Annotated in this window: 19 protein-coding genes and 1 tRNA gene; 7 read left to right on the top strand and 13 right to left on the bottom strand. The window is 66.9% G+C overall.

Annotation, left to right across the window (positions count from 1 at the left end; translation table 11 throughout):
* Nucleotides 1-49: 49 nt before the first annotated feature.
* The gene (locus RU01_RS11845) at nt 50-796 is read left to right on the top strand and encodes an 8-oxoguanine DNA glycosylase OGG fold protein (RefSeq protein WP_042574807.1); all 747 of its coding nucleotides are present in this window, start codon (nt 50-52) and stop codon (nt 794-796) included.
* Nucleotides 797-817: 21 nt separating this feature from the next.
* Here the strand turns inward: RU01_RS11845 and RU01_RS11840 are convergent.
* The 5 genes from RU01_RS11840 to RU01_RS11820 form a co-directional block, all read right to left on the bottom strand.
* A tRNA-Ala gene (locus tag RU01_RS11840) sits at nt 818-893 on the bottom strand.
* A 62-nt stretch (nt 894-955) separates the two neighbouring features.
* Complete coding sequence (gene sepX / locus RU01_RS11835; protein WP_042574806.1) at nt 956-1,693, bottom strand: divisome protein SepX/GlpR; 738 nt, start codon at nt 1,691-1,693, stop codon at nt 956-958.
* A gap of 221 nt (nt 1,694-1,914) precedes the next feature.
* The gene (locus tag RU01_RS11830) at nt 1,915-2,565 is read right to left on the bottom strand and encodes a GNAT family N-acetyltransferase (protein ID WP_042574758.1); all 651 of its coding nucleotides are present in this window, start codon (nt 2,563-2,565) and stop codon (nt 1,915-1,917) included.
* 19 nt (nt 2,566-2,584) lie between these two features.
* The gene (glp, locus tag RU01_RS11825; protein WP_042574757.1) at nt 2,585-3,841 is read right to left on the bottom strand and encodes a molybdotransferase-like divisome protein Glp; all 1,257 of its coding nucleotides are present in this window, start codon (nt 3,839-3,841) and stop codon (nt 2,585-2,587) included.
* A 33-nt stretch (nt 3,842-3,874) separates the two neighbouring features.
* A complete protein-coding gene (locus RU01_RS11820) occupies nt 3,875-4,831 on the bottom strand; it encodes a UTP--glucose-1-phosphate uridylyltransferase (RefSeq protein ID WP_042574756.1) in 957 nt (318 codons plus the stop codon).
* 59 nt (nt 4,832-4,890) lie between these two features.
* Between RU01_RS11820 and RU01_RS11815 the strand changes: the two genes are divergently transcribed.
* The 4 genes from RU01_RS11815 to mscL all read left to right on the top strand — a co-directional run bounded on the left by RU01_RS11815 (nt 4,891) and on the right by mscL (nt 7,199).
* Nucleotides 4,891-5,496 (top strand): 5-formyltetrahydrofolate cyclo-ligase, encoded by a 606-nt coding sequence (locus RU01_RS11815; RefSeq protein WP_042574755.1) that lies wholly within the window; start codon nt 4,891-4,893, stop codon nt 5,494-5,496.
* A gap of 85 nt (nt 5,497-5,581) precedes the next feature.
* Complete coding sequence (locus RU01_RS11810) at nt 5,582-5,920, top strand: FmdB family zinc ribbon protein (protein ID WP_042574754.1); 339 nt, start codon at nt 5,582-5,584, stop codon at nt 5,918-5,920.
* 89 nt (nt 5,921-6,009) lie between these two features.
* Nucleotides 6,010-6,687 (top strand): SAF domain-containing protein, encoded by a 678-nt coding sequence (locus RU01_RS11805; protein ID WP_042574753.1) that lies wholly within the window; start codon nt 6,010-6,012, stop codon nt 6,685-6,687.
* Nucleotides 6,688-6,767: 80 nt separating this feature from the next.
* Nucleotides 6,768-7,199: a large conductance mechanosensitive channel protein MscL gene (mscL, locus tag RU01_RS11800; RefSeq protein ID WP_042574752.1), complete on the top strand. Its 432-nt coding sequence runs from the start codon at nt 6,768-6,770 to the stop codon at nt 7,197-7,199.
* A gap of 377 nt (nt 7,200-7,576) precedes the next feature.
* On the opposite strand, the gene RU01_RS11795 is transcribed toward mscL, so the two are convergent.
* The 7 genes from RU01_RS11795 to RU01_RS11765 form a co-directional block, all read right to left on the bottom strand.
* Nucleotides 7,577-8,029 carry a hypothetical protein gene (locus RU01_RS11795; RefSeq protein ID WP_042574751.1) on the bottom strand — a complete coding sequence of 151 codons (453 nt, stop codon included), beginning with the start codon at nt 8,027-8,029 and terminating at the stop codon, nt 7,577-7,579.
* A 220-nt stretch (nt 8,030-8,249) separates the two neighbouring features.
* Nucleotides 8,250-8,891 (bottom strand): MspA family porin, encoded by a 642-nt coding sequence (locus RU01_RS11790; RefSeq protein WP_042574805.1) that lies wholly within the window; start codon nt 8,889-8,891, stop codon nt 8,250-8,252.
* A 768-nt stretch (nt 8,892-9,659) separates the two neighbouring features.
* Nucleotides 9,660-10,193, bottom strand: coding sequence for a MogA/MoaB family molybdenum cofactor biosynthesis protein (locus tag RU01_RS11785; protein WP_156148891.1), 534 nt, complete (start codon nt 10,191-10,193; stop codon nt 9,660-9,662).
* 122 nt (nt 10,194-10,315) lie between these two features.
* Nucleotides 10,316-11,644 carry a S1C family serine protease gene (locus tag RU01_RS11780; RefSeq protein ID WP_082043064.1) on the bottom strand — a complete coding sequence of 443 codons (1,329 nt, stop codon included), beginning with the start codon at nt 11,642-11,644 and terminating at the stop codon, nt 10,316-10,318.
* Between the two features lie 41 nt (nt 11,645-11,685).
* On the bottom strand, nt 11,686-13,125 hold the full coding sequence (locus RU01_RS11775) for a HAMP domain-containing sensor histidine kinase (RefSeq protein WP_156148890.1): 1,440 nt from the start codon (nt 13,123-13,125) through the stop codon (nt 11,686-11,688).
* A gap of 77 nt (nt 13,126-13,202) precedes the next feature.
* Nucleotides 13,203-13,889, bottom strand: coding sequence for a response regulator transcription factor (locus RU01_RS11770; protein ID WP_042574750.1), 687 nt, complete (start codon nt 13,887-13,889; stop codon nt 13,203-13,205).
* Between the two features lie 57 nt (nt 13,890-13,946).
* Nucleotides 13,947-15,053 (bottom strand): lipase family protein, encoded by a 1,107-nt coding sequence (locus RU01_RS11765; protein ID WP_082043068.1) that lies wholly within the window; start codon nt 15,051-15,053, stop codon nt 13,947-13,949.
* Between the two features lie 128 nt (nt 15,054-15,181).
* Between RU01_RS11765 and RU01_RS11760 the strand changes: the two genes are divergently transcribed.
* Entirely contained in the window at nt 15,182-15,421 is a 240-nt protein-coding gene (locus RU01_RS11760) for a hypothetical protein (RefSeq protein WP_042574749.1), read from the top strand.
* A gap of 405 nt (nt 15,422-15,826) precedes the next feature.
* Nucleotides 15,827-17,395, top strand: a complete 1,569-nt coding sequence (locus tag RU01_RS11755; RefSeq protein WP_052493250.1) for an HNH endonuclease signature motif containing protein — start codon at nt 15,827-15,829, stop codon at nt 17,393-17,395.
* Here RU01_RS11755 and RU01_RS11750 read toward each other — a convergent pair.
* Nucleotides 17,370-18,356 carry a beta-xylosidase gene (locus RU01_RS11750; RefSeq protein ID WP_231568684.1) on the bottom strand — a complete coding sequence of 329 codons (987 nt, stop codon included), beginning with the start codon at nt 18,354-18,356 and terminating at the stop codon, nt 17,370-17,372. The genes RU01_RS11755 and RU01_RS11750 overlap by 26 nt on opposite strands.
* Nucleotides 18,357-18,612 lie beyond the last annotated feature (256 nt).

Genomic DNA, 18,612 nt, shown 5'->3' with positions numbered 1-18,612 from the left:
TGCATACCGCCGTTGCCGCGTGTCGGTGGGTCCTGCCACCATCGCCGACATGACGACGCCTGCGCTCCCGGAAGCGTGCCTCGAGTGGTGCGCGGACCGCTCGTACGAGTACGACGTGATGGGTGACCTCGTGGAGGTCGATCTCGACTGGTGGAACAGCAGGCTCGACGAGGCGCGTATCCCCGTACGGCTCCACGGCCGAGCGGTGAACGGAGATCCGGTCGACACCGGCGCCGGTTTCCTGCGACGGGGCGACCTGCACTCGGTGGGTCGCGGATGCGATCTGTCCACCGTCTACCACTGCGCTGCATGGCTTGTCGGGCACCGTCACCGCGAACGTGCACGGCGGTTCCCCGATGCGCGCGATCTGTCGGAACCTGTCCACGCGATGCGGCTCGATCGTGTGCGTCGCGCCCTGGGTGAGTGCCGCCGCGCGCCTGCCCTCATTGATCTGGGCCCGCAACGGGAGTGGTCGGGGTGGCCGGCTGCCACAGGATTCGGTCCCGTCCCGCTGTCGCTGTTCGCCTGGGCGGTCGGGTCGGAGGGCACGCTGGAGCGCCCCCAGATCGTGGACCAGCAGGCCCTGTCCGAACTGGTCCACCTCGGGTGGGTCGAGAACCCGTCGGTCTCCGGAATCACCGTGCGGCGGTACATGCGGTACTGCGACGTTCTCTACGGCTGGGCCGACTTGGCGCGAGTCCGACCGGAGCTGATCGAGATGTGGCTGGTGCATGCCTGGCGTCGGCGCAGAGCCTCGCCCTCACCGTTCATGCAGGAGTTTCGCGATGCGCTCTGACCGTGCGCTGCGGGAAGAACGTGGTGGAGCTGAGGGGAATCGAACCCCTGACCTTCTCGATGCGAACGAGACGCGCTACCAACTGCGCCACAGCCCCTGACCTGGCGAACCAGGATCGTCTCGAACTCTAGCAGCCCTGCGGGACTGCCAGAAATCCGGTCACTCTCCGGCAGCCCGACGCATTCTGACGTCCAGGTGGGAGTCGCCCACATGCTCGTCGTAGTGCTCGAGATGGTCGAACGCCGGGTCCTCGTCGTCCACCTCGAGCACGACGGCGCCGGGACGACGTAGCCGCTCGGGGGTGAGCTTGAGTTCGGGGTCGGTGTTCGACTCGACGCCCAGGCGCGAGCGCTGGAGCCGCTGCATACGCCGGCGGCGGATGTCTTCCTCGATGCGCACCTGACGGCGGAGGTAGAACAAGTACGAGGACAGGCCGACGAGCGTGACGGTGAAGACCCACCAGAAGATCGGCGACGCAAGGAAACCCAGTGCGGCCGACATCGCGATGACGAACACCGAGCCGAGTACCGCGCGCTGACGGAAGCCGTAGCGGGCCGCGCGGGCGATGGCGTCCGCTTCGGGATCGAATCCGCCGCGACCACGACGCTGCGGCACGTAATCCTCGGCGAAGTACTCGTCCTCGTCGTGATCCGCGGCGTGCTGGGTGTCCATCGGATCCTCCGAGTCGGGTGTACTGGGGCGCCAGTCGGGATCGCTGCGGTGGCCTGCGGCGGGGCCGGGATCGACGCGTAGACGTGCGCCGCCTCGGTGCAGAACACGCGTAGCCAGGGCTACATCGGTGGTTCGCCTGATGCGCGGGCGCGATTTGACCACCATCGGCACCAGCACGAACAGCCAGATGGCGACGAGGCCGATCCAGATCACCGAATTGGGCACTGCCACCACCTCCTGCCGCGTGAATCACATACATGTGAGCTTGCACGTCAGCGTAGTGGTGAGCGTTGCATGCCGGTTGCCGACGCGCCGAACACGAGTGCACTCATGTCACACCAGTCACACTGCGGAGCCTTGTTTCGGGCTCCCGCGGGTGTTGCGTGTTCCCGCGGGCACTGCAGTGGTGGCGCGAACACGAAAGTTCCGCGGGAACACCGGGGAGGTCAGCGCGCCCAGGCCGCCCGACCACTGCGCACCAGCACATCGGCCGCAGTTCCGGGAGTCTCGCCCACCGTCATCGCAACGAGGATGTGGTCGCGCCAGGCACCGTCGACGTCGAGGTAACGCTGCAACAGCCCCTCCTGACGGAACCCGACGTTGCGGAGAACCGCTTGGCTCGCAGCGTTTTCCGGCCGGACGGTGGCCTCGATGCGGTGCAGTCCGGCGGCGCCGAAGCAGTGGTCGACACCGAGCGCGAGGGCCGCGGTGGCGACACCCTGACCACCGACGTCCTTCGCCACCCAATACCCGATCCACGCGGACCGCAGGGCTCCACGGACGATGTTGCCGACGGTCAGCTGTCCACAGAATTCGCCGTTGAGCTCGATGGCGAACGGCAGCATCGTCCCCCGCCGCGCTTCCGCCTTGAGGCTCGAGAACAAGGGTGGCCACGACGACATCGCGTGCCTCATGTCCCAGGGCGCCTCGCCGGTGGGCTCCCACGGTTCCAGATGCGCACGGTTCGCGATCCGCGTGCGTGACCAGACGGACGCGTCGCGCAGGCGGACGGGTCGGACAGTCACATCACCCGCAGGGACCACGAGTGGACCCAGTTTCGCCGGCCATCCTGGATGGCTGGACCACGATCGCGGCATACTTCGAGACTGTAGCGAATCAGCCGCGCTGCGCGAGAAACGCGACGTCGACTTCTTCGCCGGTGCGCACCTCGGTCACCGCGGGGTCGACCATGACGAGGCAGTTCGCCTCGGCGAGCGTGGCCAGCAGATGCGACGAACTGCCGGGAGCACCGCCGAGCGCCTGCACCAGGTACTCCCCCGTGCCCTCGTCACGCATGAGCTGTCCGCGCAAGTAGGCGCGTCGACCGGCGATGGAGGTGATCGGTCCGACGGTGCGTGCAGTCACGATCCGCCGCATCGGCTGGCGACGCCCCAGAGCGATGCGCACGAGCGGGCGGACCATCACTTCGAACACCACGAGCGCGCTGACGGGGTTGGACGGAAGGAGGAACGTGGGGACCTCGTCACGTCCGAGCTGCCCGAATCCCTGCACCGAACCGGGGTGCATCGCGACGCGGCCCACCTCGATGTCGCCGAAGTCCTCGAGCGCCTCGCGGATCTCCTCTGAGGCACTGCCGCCGACGGCACCGGCGATGACGACGATCTCGGACCGGATGAGCTGACCCTCGACCACCTCACGCAGCCGCTTCGCGTCGCCACTGACGATGCCGATGCGGTTGACGTCGGCGCCGGCATCGCGTGCAGCGGCGGCAAGGGCGTAGCTGTTGACGTCGTAGACCTGGCCTTGACCGGGTGTGCGCTCGATGTCCACGAGTTCGCCACCGATGGAGATCACCGACAGACGCGGACGGGGGTGGACCAGCACCTTGTCGCGACCCACGGCGGCCAGCAGACCGACCTGAGCAGCACCGATGATGGTTCCGGAGCGCACCGCGACGTCGCCGGGCTGCACGTCGTCGCCGATGCGGCGCACGTACTCGCCGGACCGGACGGGAGCGAGAACCTCGATGCGTCCACGAGCGAGCTTCGCGCGATCCATCGGCAGGACCGCGTCGGCAAGCGTGGGAAGGGGCGCACCAGTGGCGACGCGCACCGCTTGGCGAGGCTGCAACCGGATGGGCTGACGCGATCCCGCGCCGACCTCACCCACCACGGGCAGCGAGATGTCTACCGCCGCACCGTTCTCGTCGGTCGCGGAGCCCGCAGCAGCAATGTCGACGCTGCGCACGGCGTAACCGTCGATCGCGGCCTGGTCGAAGCCGGGCAGGGGACGCTCGGTCACCACTTCCTCGGCGCACAGCAGTCCCTGCGCCTCGGAGATGGCGACTCGCACCGGCCGGGGGGCAACCGCTGCAGCCGTCACTCTCGACTGCTGCTCCTCAACCGAGCGCATCCGCACCTTCCGTCGTGTTCTTCTGGCCGGACCTCACTCGTACGTCGTGAGCTCCGGAGCCCAACTGTCGCTCAAGCGCTCCTGGAGCCACTCGCGCAACGCCGGACCGTAGTCGTCGCGTTCCAATGCGAAGTCAACCGCAGCGCGGAGGTATCCCCCGGGATTTCCGAGGTCGTGTCTCACACCACGATGCACCACGACGTGGACCGGGTGGCCCTCGGCGATCAGCAGAGCGATGGCGTCGGTCAGCTGGAGCTCGCCGCCGGCGCCGGGCTCGATGCGTCGCAACGCGTCGAAGATGGCACGGTCGAGGAGGTACCGGCCCGCGGCCGCGTAGTTCGACGGGGCATCCTCCTTCGCGGGCTTCTCCACCATGCCGTTGACCTTGAGCACGTTTGGGTTGACCGCGTCGGGAACGATCTCGGTGTCGAAGACTCCGTACGACGACACCTGGTCCTCGGGAACCTCGATGGCGCACAACACACTTCCGCCGCGCTTGGCGCGCACGCGGGACATCACGTCGAGCACACCGCGGGGCATCACCAGATCGTCCGGAAGGAGAACGGCGATGGCGTCCTCGTCGTCGTCCAACACTTCCTCGGCGCATGCCACGGCGTGTCCGAGGCCCAGAGGTTCGTGCTGGATCACCGACTGGACGTCGAGAAGCTTGGGGGCTACCCGAACCTTGGCGAGCAGTTTGAGCTTACCGCTCGCCTCGAGCTTGTTCTCCAGGACCAGGTCCTCGACGAAGTGTGCGACCACGCCGTCCTTGCCGGGCGAAGTGACGATGACGAGGCGCTCGGCTCCGCAGTCGGCGGCTTCACCGGCAACCAATTCGATACCGGGTGTATCGACCACGGGCAGTAGCTCTTTGGGCACGGTCTTCGTGGCGGGAAGAAAACGGGTACCCATGCCTGCAGCGGGGACCACGGCCGTGCGGAAGGACGGTTTCTTGCTCCCGGCCGTGGACTCACTGTTCGCTGAGCTCATGCACACACCCTATCCATGTAAACCGCGAACTTCCTTCGCGAGACCCTAAGGTTTAACCCGTGATCGCGGACGACAAACTCGAGTGGAGGACGCGCATCCTTGCTGCCCGCAGGCGTCGCGACCACTGTTCTCGGCGCCGTGCGTCAGAGGCACTCTCTCACGCCGTCGCACTTTTGGCGTCCGATGTACTCGGTCGTGGCGGTGACACCCTCGCCGCCTACGTACCGGTCGGTAGCGAGCCGGGGAGCGTGTCGATGCTCGACGCAGCACACGCGGCCGGCGTGCGGGTGCTGCTCCCTGTTGCCCGCGAGCCGGGAGCGATGTCGTGGGCGGAGTACACCGGACCCGACTCGCTGGTGCCCGCAGCGCACGGACTCCGCGAACCGGCGGGCACGGTGCTCGCGCCCGACACGGTGACCGAGGCCTCCGTGTTGCTCGTTCCCGCCCTGGCCGTCGATCGTTCCGGGGGCCGGTTGGGTCGCGGCGCGGGGTTCTACGACCGCACGTTGCACGCGGTGCGGTCCGACGCCCTGCTGGTGGGGGTCGTGTACGACGACGAGCTGGTCGACGTTCTCCCCACCGAGGAGCACGACATCCGCATGACCCACGCCCTCACTCCCGACGGAGGGTTGTCGAGGCTGGTGGGCCGACCGCCCGCGGAATAGCTCCACCTGCGGCGGCGTTCTCCGATTGCCGATGCTGGCACTGTCGACTGTAGAGTGCCAAGAAGGACCGACAGCGGGAGAAAACGTGCCTACCTACTCATATGCGTGCACCGAGTGCGACAACCGGTTCGACATCGTCCAGTCGTTCACGGACGATTCGCTGACCGTGTGCCCCGCGTGCTCGGGCAAGCTGCGCAAGCTCTTCAACACCGTCGGGATCGTGTTCAAGGGCAGCGGCTTCTACCGCAACGACAGTCGCGGCACCTCCTCGACCAGCGAATCTGCATCGTCCGACTCGAGCAGCAGCTCGGACAGCAAGAGCTCGACCGAGAAGAAGTCGGACTCGAGCAAGCCGTCCGAGAAGTCCTCCGGCTCGTCGGAGAAGAAGTCCACGAGCACGTCCGCGTCCGCCGGCGCAAGCTGAGAACACCCCCTGTGGAGAGCCGCGCGGTTCTCCACAGGGCAACCGGCCCTCCAGCCATCGCGGGGCCCGACGCTCTCTAGCGTCGGTGGATGCCCACCCCGAAGCCCGCTGCGGCCCATCCGCTCGGCGCGCGTCTTCTCGACCGCATCCCCTCTCTCCCTCCCGGACTTCGTTCGACCACCGCGCGGCGCGTCCTCGCGGCCGCTCTGGTGCTGCTGGCTGTCGTCGCGGCATATCGCTCCGACCCTTCGCGTAGCCGCGTCCCGGTCATCGTGTCGGCGACCGACCTGGTGCCGGGCTCCTACGTGACCGCCGCGGACCTCTCGACGACGCTCGTCGACGAATCCGTCGTGGCGCAGGGCTCACTCACCTCCGTCGACGACGCCGTGGGGCGCACGGTCGCGGGACCCGTCCGGCCCGGCGAAGTCTTGACCGACGTCCGCCTCCTCGGACCGCGGCTCGCGTCGGCCACACTGCGTGCCGACGACGCGCGGGTTGTGCCCATCAGGCTCGCCGACCCCGAACTCGCCGATCTACTGCGGGCAGGCGACGTGGTCGATGTCGTGCGGGCCGCCGACGGCGACTCCGCGGACGACGGCGGCGGTACCGGGATCATCGCCGAAGCCGCCACCGTCGTCGTAGTGTCCGCAGCCGGAACCGGAGTGGCCCGACGGGAGCAGCTTGTCCTTCTGGCGCTGCGTGCGGATGCTGCCGCCACAGTGGCTGCCGCATCGTTGTCCGACGCACTCACCGTTCTGCTGCGCTGACTTTCGAGAACTCGGCAAACACCTCGGTCGGTTACGCTCACCCCAGAAATTCGCGCACGATCGGACGAGGGGTACATCGCATGCTGAAGGGTTTCAAGGATTTTCTGCTTCGAGGAAACGTTGTCGATCTGGCCGTGGCGGTGGTCATCGGCGCCGCATTCACCGCGATCGTCACAGCATTCACCACCAACATCGTCAACCCGCTGATCGCGTCCATCGGGGCCAGTAACGAACTGGGATGGGGCTTTTCCATCCGCGCCGGCAACGCGGCGACGTTCGTCAACATCGGCGGTGTCATCACGGCCATCATCAACTTCATTATCATCGCGGCCGTCGTCTACTTCGTGCTGATCCTCCCGGTGAACACCGCGAAGGCACGATTCGCCACCAAGAAGGAGAAGGCGCTCAGCGATCAGGACATCCTGATCCAGATCCGAGACCTGCTGGCGGAAGGCAAGTCCGAGGGCGTCAAGACCACGACCGACGGAGTCACCGGCAACACCACGACGTAACGCCGTATCGACGACGAGGGCTCGTCCGCACCCGAGGGTGTGGACGAGCCCTTTTTGTCATTCCGGCGGTGTTCGAGCGCGGGCCGGTCCGTTGTCGCTCCGAGCGCGGGTTCCCGCAACGGTTCCAGCAACCTGCAACGGCTACAACCGTTGCAAGTTGCCGAAGTCGTTGCGGGAACGTCGCCGGGCCGTTGTCGCTCTGGTTGCAGCAAGGTGCTCCGGCTACAACCGACGCAGGTTGCGGAAAGCGGAGCAAGAAGTACCGAGCGCGGGTTCCCACAACGGTTCCGGCAACCTACACCGGTTGCAACCGTTGTAAGTTGCCGAAGTCGTTGTAGGTAGCGGAACGGTGACGATCAGAACCGCGCCGCTCCCCGTCAGTTGCCGAACTTCAGCAGCGGGAACTCGTCGAGCGTGATCGCGGTACCGGCCGACGAGCATGCATCGGCGACGGCCTTCGAGTTGTCGACGAAGGCCCGACCCGAGGTGCTGTCGGGTTCGGTCAGCTCGAGCGAGTCGGCCGGGAGACCGGAGATCAGTGTGGAGAGCGACGTTTCGACACCATCGGTCGCGGTATCGGCCAGCGGCTGGAACTTCTGCATCTCGGCAGTCTTGGCGGCGGTCCATGCCTCGATGTCGGAGTCGGCCGGACCGGCCTTCACGAGCGCGGTGAACTGTTCGTAGGCAGTCTCGAAATCGGTGCATGCGGTGGCATTCTCGGGCGAGGCGTCCGACGAACCGGAATCGCCGCTGCTGCACGCCGAGAGCCCCACCAGAGCCGTGACGGCGACGGCTGCAGTGATCAGACGGGTTGCGGTACCGGAATTCATACCGCCCATTCAACAGGATCCCTGTTTCGCGGAAGCGACTGGGGCGGTGCGCATTCGGTCCGTCGTGACAGTCCACGAACCATTGCGGACGCCATAGTTGCCGTTCACGAACACGACGAAGCCCCACCCGGAGAACCGGATGGGGCTTCGTACGTGTGTTCAGTTCTGCCGAGGTAGCGAACTACCTGTCAGCAGGCAACCGATACTGGCTGGGCCAGGATCAGTTGAAGCGCCACGGCTGGCCGTAGGTGACTGCGGTGTCGCCATTGCTGGAGACAACCTTCACGTACGGACGGACCGAGACGTTGCCGGCGATGTTGGTCGCGGTGCCGTGCACGTTCGAGATCTGGATCTCGGTGCGCTCGCCCGAAGCCGAACCGGTGCCGACCTCGACGTCTTCGATGCCGGGGCCCGGCTCGAGGGTGACGGTGGTGCCGACCTGCGGGAGGATGTCCGAGACGGTGAAGGCGTCGCCGTCGCCGATCTCGAGCTGGGGGGTGCTGTACGAGAACGTCAGCTCGCCACCGAGGGACATCGGGTAGCCGAACTGGTAGCCGAGGGTGATGTCACCTTCGAAGTCAGCAGCGTCGGGTCCGGTGACCTCGACGATTGCGCGACCGTTGTGGAACCACTCACGAGTCAGCGGGTTTCCGTCGAGCGGGAAGACGCTGTTGATGAAGGTATCGGCCTGCGAAACCGTGATGGTGTTGCCACCACCGTCGACGACGGAGTTCGAGTCGTCGACTGCTGCAGATGCCGAGCCGCCACCGACGACCAGGCCGACAACTGCGGCGCTGGCGACCACTGCGGTACGCATGGACTTGAGCCCCCGGCTGCGCCGCGGCTTCTGAATTACGGTCATGTACTTCCTCATCATGTTCGTCCCGGGGCGTGTTCGCCTCAGGTGCGCTGTCGGGCTCTGGATTCCTCCCGAACGGTTCACGTCGAGCGAACCGTATCAGGCGGCGACGGCAAGCTGGTGGCTTACGTGTCGGGCAGTGCAGGACCACAATTTGGTTGCTGTCTCGTATCGATTCAGCACCCACTGTCGAACCTGAGCGAAACCTTAGAGGGAGTTCGCAACCCTGACAATCCCTACGCACACGGCGTTACGTCTCGGATCCGCCGGCCACGTTTCCTTCATGTGAACCTGCGTCACAAGCGTTTTGAGAAAGCGACTCGCCGGTAACAGGAAGGAGCTCGAGCGCTCGAAACTGTGCTAACACGCTGCGGGAATAGCCGTGACGTGCGGGTTGTTCGGCGCACCCCTGCATCGAATGGACGTCCGGGTCGGTCGTCGAGTCACACCAGCAACATCTACCCTGCGGTAACCGCACGGGCGGCACTGTCGGTTTGTACGAATATCCGGTTAACAGACGTGCAACACGAGATGCGCGATGTGAACGTTCACGTGACGTGGATCACACCAAACTATTCGTAATGTGGAGGCCTCTGGCTCCTCAACCACTCCTCCGAGCGGCCGGACGAATCACCGCCATGTGGTTCGGAGCCGACGGAGTCGTCGCTCGTCGACTCCGGAAGAACCTCGCCGAACACACGCGCGAGCCGGGCCCGCCGTTCACGGGCCCGGCTCGCGGGGTCGTCGAGTGAGGACGAATCCTCCGGTGGCTCAGCCGTCAAGGCTGGACAGCTCACCGATCACGTGTGCGGCCAACGGAGTCAGCGTGGCCATGCCGTCACGCACAGCGGCGCGGCTGCCCGCGAGGTTGACGACGAGCGTGCTGCCGGACACGCCGGCCAACCCTCGGGACAGTCCCGCATCGAGTGAGCCGGCGGCCAGGCCGGACGAGCGCAGGGCCTCGCTGATACCCAGCAGCTCACGGTCGAGCACCTCGGCGGTGGCATCGGGTGTCACGTCGCGAGGAGAGGTACCGGTGCCGCCGACGGACACCACCAGGTCCACACCACCGATGACCGCAGTGTTGAGCGCGTTGCGGACATCGATCTCGTCGTTACTGACGACGACGACACCGTCGACGAGGAAGCCGGCCTCGAGGAGCAGTTCGCTTACCAGGGGTCCGGTCGAGTCGGCGTCTCCGTGGGCGGTGCGATCGTCGACGATCACGACGAGCGCCCGCCCGGCTACCGCGGCATCCATAGTCATGTCGCTCACCGTAATGCCCGCCTCCAGACGCGTCTCCATCTGCCCGACACTCGCCATCGCCGCGAAGCCCTCGACGGCATCGGAGTTCATCCGACTCGGCTCGATATGGCCGACGATCGGCGTCAGATGGCCACCGTCACGGACGATCCGGGGTCGCTTCATCAGTTGCCTCCGCTGGGAGCCGTGCCGAGGGTGACCTGCACGGTCTGCTCGTTGCCGCCCTGGGTGTACTTGACCGACACCTGGTCGCCGGGAGCGTGCGACCGCACGGCCGCGATCAGCGCGTCGCCGCTGGCGATGACGCGTCCGTCGACCTCGGTGACCACGGCGCCGGTGGGAATACCGGCCTGCGCTGCCGGTCCGCCCTCGGTGACGGCCATGACCGTCGCACCGTTCGCGTCGTCCCTGCTGGGAACGCTGATGCCGATGATGGCCTGGGTGGCCTTGCCCGTCTGCACCAGCTCGTCGGCGATGCGGCGAGCCTGGTCGACGGGGATGGCGAATCCGAGGCCGATGGACCCGCTCTGCGATTCCGACGAACTCGCGCCGGCACCCAGCGTGGCGATCGCGCTGTTGACGCCGACGAGCTTGCCGTTCATGTCGACGAGTGCACCGCCGGAGTTGCCCGGGTTGATCGCCGCGTCGGTCTGGATCGCGTCGATCACGGTCGTCTGGTCGGTCGACTCACCGCTGGTCGCGACGGGGCGGTTGAGCGAGGAAATGATGCCGGAGGTGACGGTGCCCGCCAGTCCCAGCGGGGATCCGACGGCGACGACGCCCTGTCCGACCTGCAGGCCGTCCGACGTTCCCAGCTCGATCGGCGTCAGTCCGCTGCGGCCCGTCGCCTTGATGACGGCGATGTCCGACGACGCGTCGGCGCCCACGACGGTCGCGCCCGATGTCGAGCCGTCGTTGAAGGACACGGTGAGCTGCGCACCGGCGCCGGCACCGGACACCACATGGTTGTTGGTCAGGATCAGTCCGTCGGACGAGAGGATGACGCCCGAGCCCTCACCCTCGGCCGTGCGGCCGGCGACCTGGATCTGCACGACGCTCGGAAGCACCTTCTGTGCCACGGCCTGAACGGACCCGTCCGGCGCGTTGGCAGCCGGGTTCGCCTGCGTCACAGGCTGATTGAGGGCGTTGGTGACACCGCCACCGTTCGAATCGGTCGCGATGGCTCCCACCGCGCCGCCGATGCCGCCGCTCACCAGGGCGAGTGCGATCGCTCCCGCCACGAAGGCCGCGCGACCGGGCTTGCGCGTCGCGGTCGCCGTGGACGTCGCGCCGTAGTACTGCGGCTGCTGGTACGGGTTCTGCTGGTAAGGCTGGGCGTACGGGTTCTGCTGCTGGTTCGGGTTCTGCTGGCCACCCTGGTACCGACCGTCCCACCCGGAGTACTGCGGCTGATGCGGGGGTGTCGGCTGCTGAGCCGTGGGATCTTCCCGGCCGTCGCGGCCGGTGTCTCCAGTAGTGCGGTCCTCACTCATGCGTTCTGCTCCATCTCCGAGTCCGGCACTCGCCGGTCACCTCACGTCGTCCGACTCGACGATGCCCCTTCGGACTGAGAGGGCGCTGAGACCGTCATGTCAGCCTCCTGTGCGTTACCGGCTTCCCCGGGAAGAACGATGCGAATCAGCGTTCCGCCGGCCGCCGAATCCTCGACGGCGATGGTTCCGCCGTGCTTGAGCACTACCTGGCGCACGATGGCCAGCCCCAATCCGGAGCCGGGCATGGACCGCGACGCCGTGGATCGGTAGAAGCGCTCGAAGACCAGTTCCCGCTCGTCCGGCGCGATTCCGGGTCCGGCATCGGCCACCGTGAGCTCGAGCAGTCCGTCGGGCCGCGCGACCATGGCCACGTGCACGGTGGCCCCGGACGGGCTCCATTTGGCCGCGTTGTCCATGACGTTCAGCACGGCACGCGAGAGACCGGCCTGGTCGCCGTACAGGATCCACGGGGTGGTCACGGCGACGAAGTCGATCTCGTTGCGGCGTCGTCGAACACGTTCGAGGCTGCGCTCGACGACGTCGGACATGTCGACACGGTCGAACACGTTCTCCGGAGCGTCCTCGCGTGCGAGGTCGACCAGGTCCCCCACCAGCGTCGACAGTTCTTCGATCTGGGCGACGACGTCGACACGCAGGTCGGCCATGTCCTGCTCCGGGATGCGCGGTGCGCCGGGCTGTCCCGACGCGATGAGCAACTCCATGTTCGTACGCAGCGAGGTCAGGGGCGTCCGCAGTTCGTGTCCGGCGTCCGCGACGAGGCGCGACTGGCGCGCCCTCGACTCGGCGAGCGCACGCAGCATCGTGTTGAAACTGTCGGTCAGTCGGGCGAGTTCGTCGTTGCCCGTCACCGGGATCGGGGTCAGGTCGTCCGTACGTGCCACGCGTTCGGCAGCGGCAGTCAGCCGACCGATGGGCCGAAGACCCGTCCGCCCCACAGCGGTCCCGGCGACTGCGGCCAGCACCACGCCGCATCCGCCGACGACGAAGAGCACCCAGGCGAGGCGGTCGAGCACCTGCCCCGTCGGTGCCAGTCGCTGTGCGATGACCAAGGTGCTGCCGTCCTGGGTGCGCTCGGCGAGCACGCGCGCACCGGACGTGGTGCGCAGTGACGAGTCCTCCTGCCCGATCGCCACAGTCATCTCCGGGTCACCGATCGGCACCGTCGAACCGGGCGGCACGTACTTGGTCAGGTCCGGAAAGATGAGAGCGACACTGACGTCCGTGCTGTAGAGCGTCGCTCCGGCGACGTAGCGGGGATCGAACGCCACGAGGTTCGTCTGGATCAGCGCGGACGCGCGCGTCCGAAGTTGGTTGTCGACGTCGCCGTACAGCGCGCGGGACACCACGGCGTAGGCAGCGATGGCCATGACCGCCACCGCGATGGCCACCACCGACGCAGCCAACAACGTCACCCGCCACCGCAGCGACACCGACCGCGTCAGCGGCATGGGCGGACGCATCTGCCCTCTCACGTCGAGCGGTTCCGCCTGCGTACCGACACCGTTGCGGGCAGTCGAGCGCCCGAACGGAGCGAGATTCACGGTGCGGTTTCCCTCAGCACGTACCCGACGCCTCGGACGGTGTGGATGAGCCTGATCTCGCCGTCCGCCTCGGTCTTGCGACGCAGGTAGCCGACGTAGACCTCGAGGGCGTTGCCGGACGTCGGGAAGTCGTACCCCCAGACCTCCTCCAGGATGCGGCTGCGGCTGAGCACACGACGCGGGTTGGCCAGCAACATCTCGAGCAGCGAGAACTCCGTCCGCGTGAGGCTGATGGGCCGTTCGCCTCGGTGGACCTCGCGGGTGACCGGATCCAGGGACAGATCGGCGAACGACATCACCTCGCTGTCCGGGCCCAGTTCACCCCCGGTGCGGCGCAGCAAGGCTCGCAGACGGGCGAGCAGTTCCTCCAACGCGAACGGCTTGGGCAGGTAGTCGTCGGCCCCGGCATCGAGACCGGCGACGCGCTCGGACACCGAATCGCGAGCCGTCAGCACCAGGATGGGCAGATCGTCGCCCGTGCTCCGCAGCCGCCGGCACACCTCGAGCCCGTCCAGACGCGGCATCATGACGTCCAGCACCAACGCGTCCGGCCGCTCGGCAGCCACCTTCTCGAGTGCATCGAGGCCGTCGGTGGCCAGGTCGACGGTGTATCCGTTGAAGGTGAGGGACCGGCGCAGGGATTCACGGACGGCACGATCGTCGTCGGTCACCAGAACTCGCATGGACCCAGTGTCACCCCGGTGACTGAGACGGTGCTGAGAGGGCACGGGAACAGGCTGTCAGCGGCGACCGAACAGACCGTCGACGAAGGCGACGGCGTCCGGCTGCGAGTCACGGAAGGTCTGGCTGTGGTCCCCCGGGTAGGTCTTGAAGGTCAGCGGCTCACCGTTCGCCGTCATCGCCGCGGCGAGCGACAGTGCCGACGGAGCGGGCACGTCGATGTCGCGCAGACCCTGTCCGATGAACACCGGCCGGTCGTAACCCGACGTCGGCACCCCCATGTAGTCGTTGAGCACGCCGTAGAGATTCGGGATCTGCGCCAACGGCCGCGACAACATCTCCCCCAGCTTCAGCCCTGCCACCGCGTCGTGGAACGGCATGGCGCACATGGTCTCCGCCGTATCCACCCACTGCTTGCCGAGCGGGGTGAGGTACGAGTCGACATCGATCTCCGGGTGCGCGCTGCGCAGTCCCGCGAGGATGTAGAAGACGTAGGAGGTGAGGCCGTCGGGAATCGCGACGGGCGGGACACCCGGGCCCAGCGGAAGAAGCGCCAGTTCGATGTTGGCGGGGACGCCGGTCCCCACGGCGCCGAGGTAGTCGAGCGACTCTCCCCCGTACTCGGTGGCGTATCGCGCGGTGGTCACGGCAGCGCCACCTCCCTGCGACTGACCGATGGCCACCCACCGGTTCGACAGGGACGGGTACAGCGCCCGCGCTGCGGTCACACTGTCGACGACGCTGTGAGCCTGCACCTTGCCGTCGAGGTATGCCATGACGCCGGGTGTGCCCAGACCGACGTAGTCCGTGGCGACGATCGCGTACCCCTTCTGCAGCCACGTGGAGAGGTAGGGGAAGTCCCGTTCCGGGAGAGTGGGTCCTACGACGGACGGCGCGCAATCGTCTCCGAGACCGGATGTGCCGTGCGCCCACGCGATGACCGGCCACCCACCCGCCGGCGCCTGGCCGGGCGGGAGGTAGACACCGCCGGTGCTCAGCGCTGCCTCGTCGCGCGGCCCCACGGACCAGTAGGTGATGCGTGCTGCGTCGACGCTGCCGGGAATCGGCGCCGGTGATGCGGACGAGCTCACCAGCGTTCCGGGAGTCGTGCCGTCCGCGTGCGCGACACCGACGAGCGAGAATGCGAGGGACATCGAGGCGGTCATGGTCACGAGCGCACGCACGAGGCGGCGGGAGCGGTTCGGCACGGCGTCACCGTACAACCCGCATCCGACGGACGTGCGTCGTTCTCGACCACTAGAACATACGTTCGAACACGGCTACGATCAGTGCCATGGACGACTCGGGTAGAACGCAGAGCGCGGTGAACGACAAGGTCCTCGAGCTGCGCGCGGTCGCCGACGAGCTCAGGGAACTCGACGATCATCGTGTCGCACTGGGAGACAGACTGGTCGACCTCGAACACTGGTTCCGACGCGTCGGCTGCGCGGAACTGTCGGATCATGCACTCGACGTCTTCGTCTCGCGGTACGTGGGCCGGGTCTTCGAGCTGGCCGACGGTATGCGGGAGTAACAGTTACCCGTCTACACGGATAGAAGTGACGTGCGTCGCCCGGTCCGGCGAGACGTGGGGTGCCCCTCACTTCGGTGAAAACGGACCTTCTGCGGGGAATCATGGTGTCAGCGAGATGAGTTCTCGCCAGTGCGGTTCAGGGGGATCCGCACTCGCTCGATGTGGAGGTAACACCATGATCGCTTTGACTCTCGTCGGTGTCACAGCACTGGCCGTCGCACTGCTGTCCGGGGGCCGCGACCTCGACTTCGCGGGCCGACAGACGTCGTACAGCTACCGCGCACGCTGACGTTCCACAGATTCGACTGCAGCACCTCGTCCGATGGGCGGGGTGCTGCTGTCGTCGGTAGTTCGTTGTGACCAGTCATATCGAACACACGTTCGAATAGCTGCTACTCTCAGTTCATGGAATCGGGGGATCCAGGGTCGGCCTGGCAGTCGCAGATGAGTCGCCGGGAGCAGGTGATGCCGTCGATCGCTGCCGCGACCGACGACCCCCGGGTCGCCGACGCACTCAGCCGTCTCGCCGACGCGGTGGCCGCCGTGCGAGCCCTCGACACCGCAACGGTCGGCAACGGGGATCGTCTGGCCCTCGTGTGCGCCGCGGAGAACATTCGGCGGATGCTGACCGGGGCGTCGCATACCTGGATCATGCAACTTGTCGAACAGTCCGGCTTCGATGCCGTGCTGGGCGCGATCGGGGCCGGCGGAGTGCCTCACGCACTGGCCTACATGCTGAGGATCAGCGGGAGAGAAGCATCGTCCCGTGTCGCCGTGGCGCGCGATCTGGCCCCCTCCACCACGATGGCCGGTCAGGTCGTCGCTCCCCCGCTGCCGCACACCGCCGCCGCGGCATCCGACGGTGCGCTGGCCGATGCGCACGTCTCGATCATCCGGAAGTTCCTGAGAGGGCTCCCGTCGTCTGTCGATGCACCTACGCGTGATGCCGCCGAACACGATCTGGCGCGGCTCGCTCGCACCGTGTCACCGGAAGAACTCACGGCCATCGCCCGCCGGCTCGGCGAGTACCTCGACCCGGACGGCAAGGAACCCGACGATCGCGATCGCGGACGCGAGCGGTTCATCGAGTTCGACCCGCAGCGCTCCGATTCCATGTCGACTGGACGCTTCTGCGTGGACGCGGTGCTGCGAGGGCTGCTCGAAGCCATTTTCGACAAGTACGCAGCACCTGGTGTGTGCCGCCCGGACGCTCTGCCGACCGACGGTCCCGTCGACCTGGACGAGACAGCGGAAGAGTCGGACCAGGACGACCAGGCGGAGCGGGACGACCAGGCGGAGCGGGACGACCAGGACGACCAGACGGAGCGGGACACGCGGAGCGTCGGCCAACGCCATCACGACGCGCTCGCATTCGTACTGTCCGACGCGCTGGCGTCGGGTCGACTCGGTCAGCACAACGGCATCCCACTGGCCGTGATCGTGACCGTCACGCTGGAAGAACTGGAACGCGCAGCCGGAATCGCGCTCACCGCAACCGGATCGATGATTCCGATCGCCGAGATAATACGACTCGCGGCGAACGCTCACCACTACCTGCACGTCTTCGACGGCGCGCGAGCGAGCACGATGCACTTCGCCAGGGCTCGCCGCTGTGCCAGTACGGACCAGCGACTCGCACTGTTCGCCCGCGACCGAGGATGCACCGGACCGGGATGCACCGCTCCGGCATCGAGGTGTGAGGCCCACCATGTCGACGACTGGGCGACCGGTGGACTCACCGACGTGGACGATCTCGCACTGGCCTGCGGGCTGCATCACCCACTTGTCGGCACCGGGCCGGGACAGTGGGAGACCACCGTCGCTCCCCCGGATCACGGACATCCGGGCACGATCCTCTGGCACCCGCCGGACACCATCGATCCCGAGAGACACGGAGTCTCCAACCACTACAACTTCCCGGAGCGTCATCTGGCCCCACCGACCGATGTCAGGACGGAGAATGCGCCGCCGTGAACTCGGCGATACGGGAAAGGGCCGGCTTCGGTGTGAAGTCTCGTTCGACGATGCCGAAATTCTGCTCGGTTTCGCCGAGGTCGGTGCCCGAATCACGGATGCTGTAGACGTAGGCGGGGCCCAACCAGTCGTTGCCGAGAAGAGCATTCATCATGATCGCGATCGATTCGGATTGCCCGTCGGCAGACATCGCGTTCGCGTTCGTCCCTGTGGGCGCACCGATCTCGGTGATCCAGATCTGCTTCTCCCCGTCACCGGCCCCGGCCATGATGTCGTGCATGGGCCACATCGCCATCGCCGTGTTCCACTGCGCCGTCGACAGATCGTTCGGCAGGAACGGCCACGTGTAGGGATGCACGTTGAACGCGTCGAAGTATCGGTTGGCACCCAGCGAGTTCATCTGCGTCAGAAACGTCTTGGGTGAGATGTTGATCCCGTTGTCCACAGCGGGGGCCATTCCGCCGGACAGCACCAGGGCCTCGGGCTGCACAGCCTTGATGGCCCGGTAGGTCGCCCGGAGCATCAGCGCGTACACCGTGGGATCGGGCCTCGGCGCGAAGTACGTGGTGATGTTCGGCTCGTTCCACACCTCCCACAACGAAATTCGGTCGCGGTACCTCTCCGCGGCGAGTGCCCCGAACGCTGCGAACGCGTCCGGGCTCGCAGGTCGCGCGTACGGCTGATCGACCGCCGTCGCCACTCGCGCCCACGGTGGGGCGTAGGTGACGATCGCGTACGGGCACATACCTCGCGCGACGATGGCGTCGACGATGCGATCGGTCGACGCCCAGTCCCGCCGACCGGGCCGCGGCTCCACCACCGACCAGTCGATGTCGATCCGTACCGAGAACATCCCGGCGTCACGCGCGATATCCAGTTCGCGGCCCAGATCCTCGTCCGAGAGAAAGCCGAACGATCCACCGGGAGAACCGCCCACTCGAACGCCGTCCGACTCCGCCACACACCGGGGCATCTCGCTCGGCGGAGCGGCGGACGCCGGTACGGGCACACCGACGAGAACGAGAAGGACGGCGGCTCCCGACAGAGAGCACCGCCGAAGCAACTCGGCTCCGGGTCTGCGCCGAGTGGACCCCGGACCACAAACAGACCGATCGGTGAGCACCGGCCAAGGCTAACAGCGGCGGCCGCGGGGGACGTACCAGCGAAAACGGACACCGGAAAGGCTCCGAATGCAGGGATTCGCCACATCGCTCGAT

Origin of the sequence: Rhodococcus sp. MEB064 (assembly GCF_000834565.1) — a bacterium.
Taxonomy (GTDB): Bacteria; Actinomycetota; Actinomycetes; order Mycobacteriales; family Mycobacteriaceae; genus Rhodococcoides.
This window is presented reverse-complemented; position numbering and strand designations above follow the sequence as displayed.

Excerpts from the sequence above, each read along its gene's own strand:
- RU01_RS11845 (WP_042574807.1), top strand. The coding sequence starts at position 50 with ATGACGACGCCTGCGCTCCCGGAAGCGTGCCTCGAGTGGTGCGCGGAC.
- RU01_RS11795 (WP_042574751.1), bottom strand. The coding sequence starts at position 8,029 with ATGAATTCCGGTACCGCAACCCGTCTGATCACTGCAGCCGTCGCCGTC.
- RU01_RS11770 (WP_042574750.1), bottom strand. The coding sequence starts at position 13,889 with ATGCGAGTTCTGGTGACCGACGACGATCGTGCCGTCCGTGAATCCCTG.
- RU01_RS11755 (WP_052493250.1), top strand. The coding sequence starts at position 15,827 with ATGGAATCGGGGGATCCAGGGTCGGCCTGGCAGTCGCAGATGAGTCGC.
- RU01_RS11830 (WP_042574758.1), bottom strand. The coding sequence starts at position 2,565 with ATGCCGCGATCGTGGTCCAGCCATCCAGGATGGCCGGCGAAACTGGGT.
- RU01_RS11780 (WP_082043064.1), bottom strand. The coding sequence starts at position 11,644 with ATGAGTGAGGACCGCACTACTGGAGACACCGGCCGCGACGGCCGGGAA.
- RU01_RS11785 (WP_156148891.1), bottom strand. The coding sequence starts at position 10,193 with ATGGAGACGCGTCTGGAGGCGGGCATTACGGTGAGCGACATGACTATG.
- RU01_RS11820 (WP_042574756.1), bottom strand. The coding sequence starts at position 4,831 with ATGAGCTCAGCGAACAGTGAGTCCACGGCCGGGAGCAAGAAACCGTCC.
- glp (WP_042574757.1), bottom strand. The coding sequence starts at position 3,841 with ATGCGCTCGGTTGAGGAGCAGCAGTCGAGAGTGACGGCTGCAGCGGTT.
- RU01_RS11805 (WP_042574753.1), top strand. The coding sequence starts at position 6,010 with ATGCCCACCCCGAAGCCCGCTGCGGCCCATCCGCTCGGCGCGCGTCTT.
- RU01_RS11790 (WP_042574805.1), bottom strand. The coding sequence starts at position 8,891 with ATGACCGTAATTCAGAAGCCGCGGCGCAGCCGGGGGCTCAAGTCCATG.
- RU01_RS11775 (WP_156148890.1), bottom strand. The coding sequence starts at position 13,125 with ATGCGTCCGCCCATGCCGCTGACGCGGTCGGTGTCGCTGCGGTGGCGG.
- RU01_RS11765 (WP_082043068.1), bottom strand. The coding sequence starts at position 15,053 with ATGACCGCCTCGATGTCCCTCGCATTCTCGCTCGTCGGTGTCGCGCAC.
- RU01_RS11760 (WP_042574749.1), top strand. The coding sequence starts at position 15,182 with ATGGACGACTCGGGTAGAACGCAGAGCGCGGTGAACGACAAGGTCCTC.
- mscL (WP_042574752.1), top strand. The coding sequence starts at position 6,768 with ATGCTGAAGGGTTTCAAGGATTTTCTGCTTCGAGGAAACGTTGTCGAT.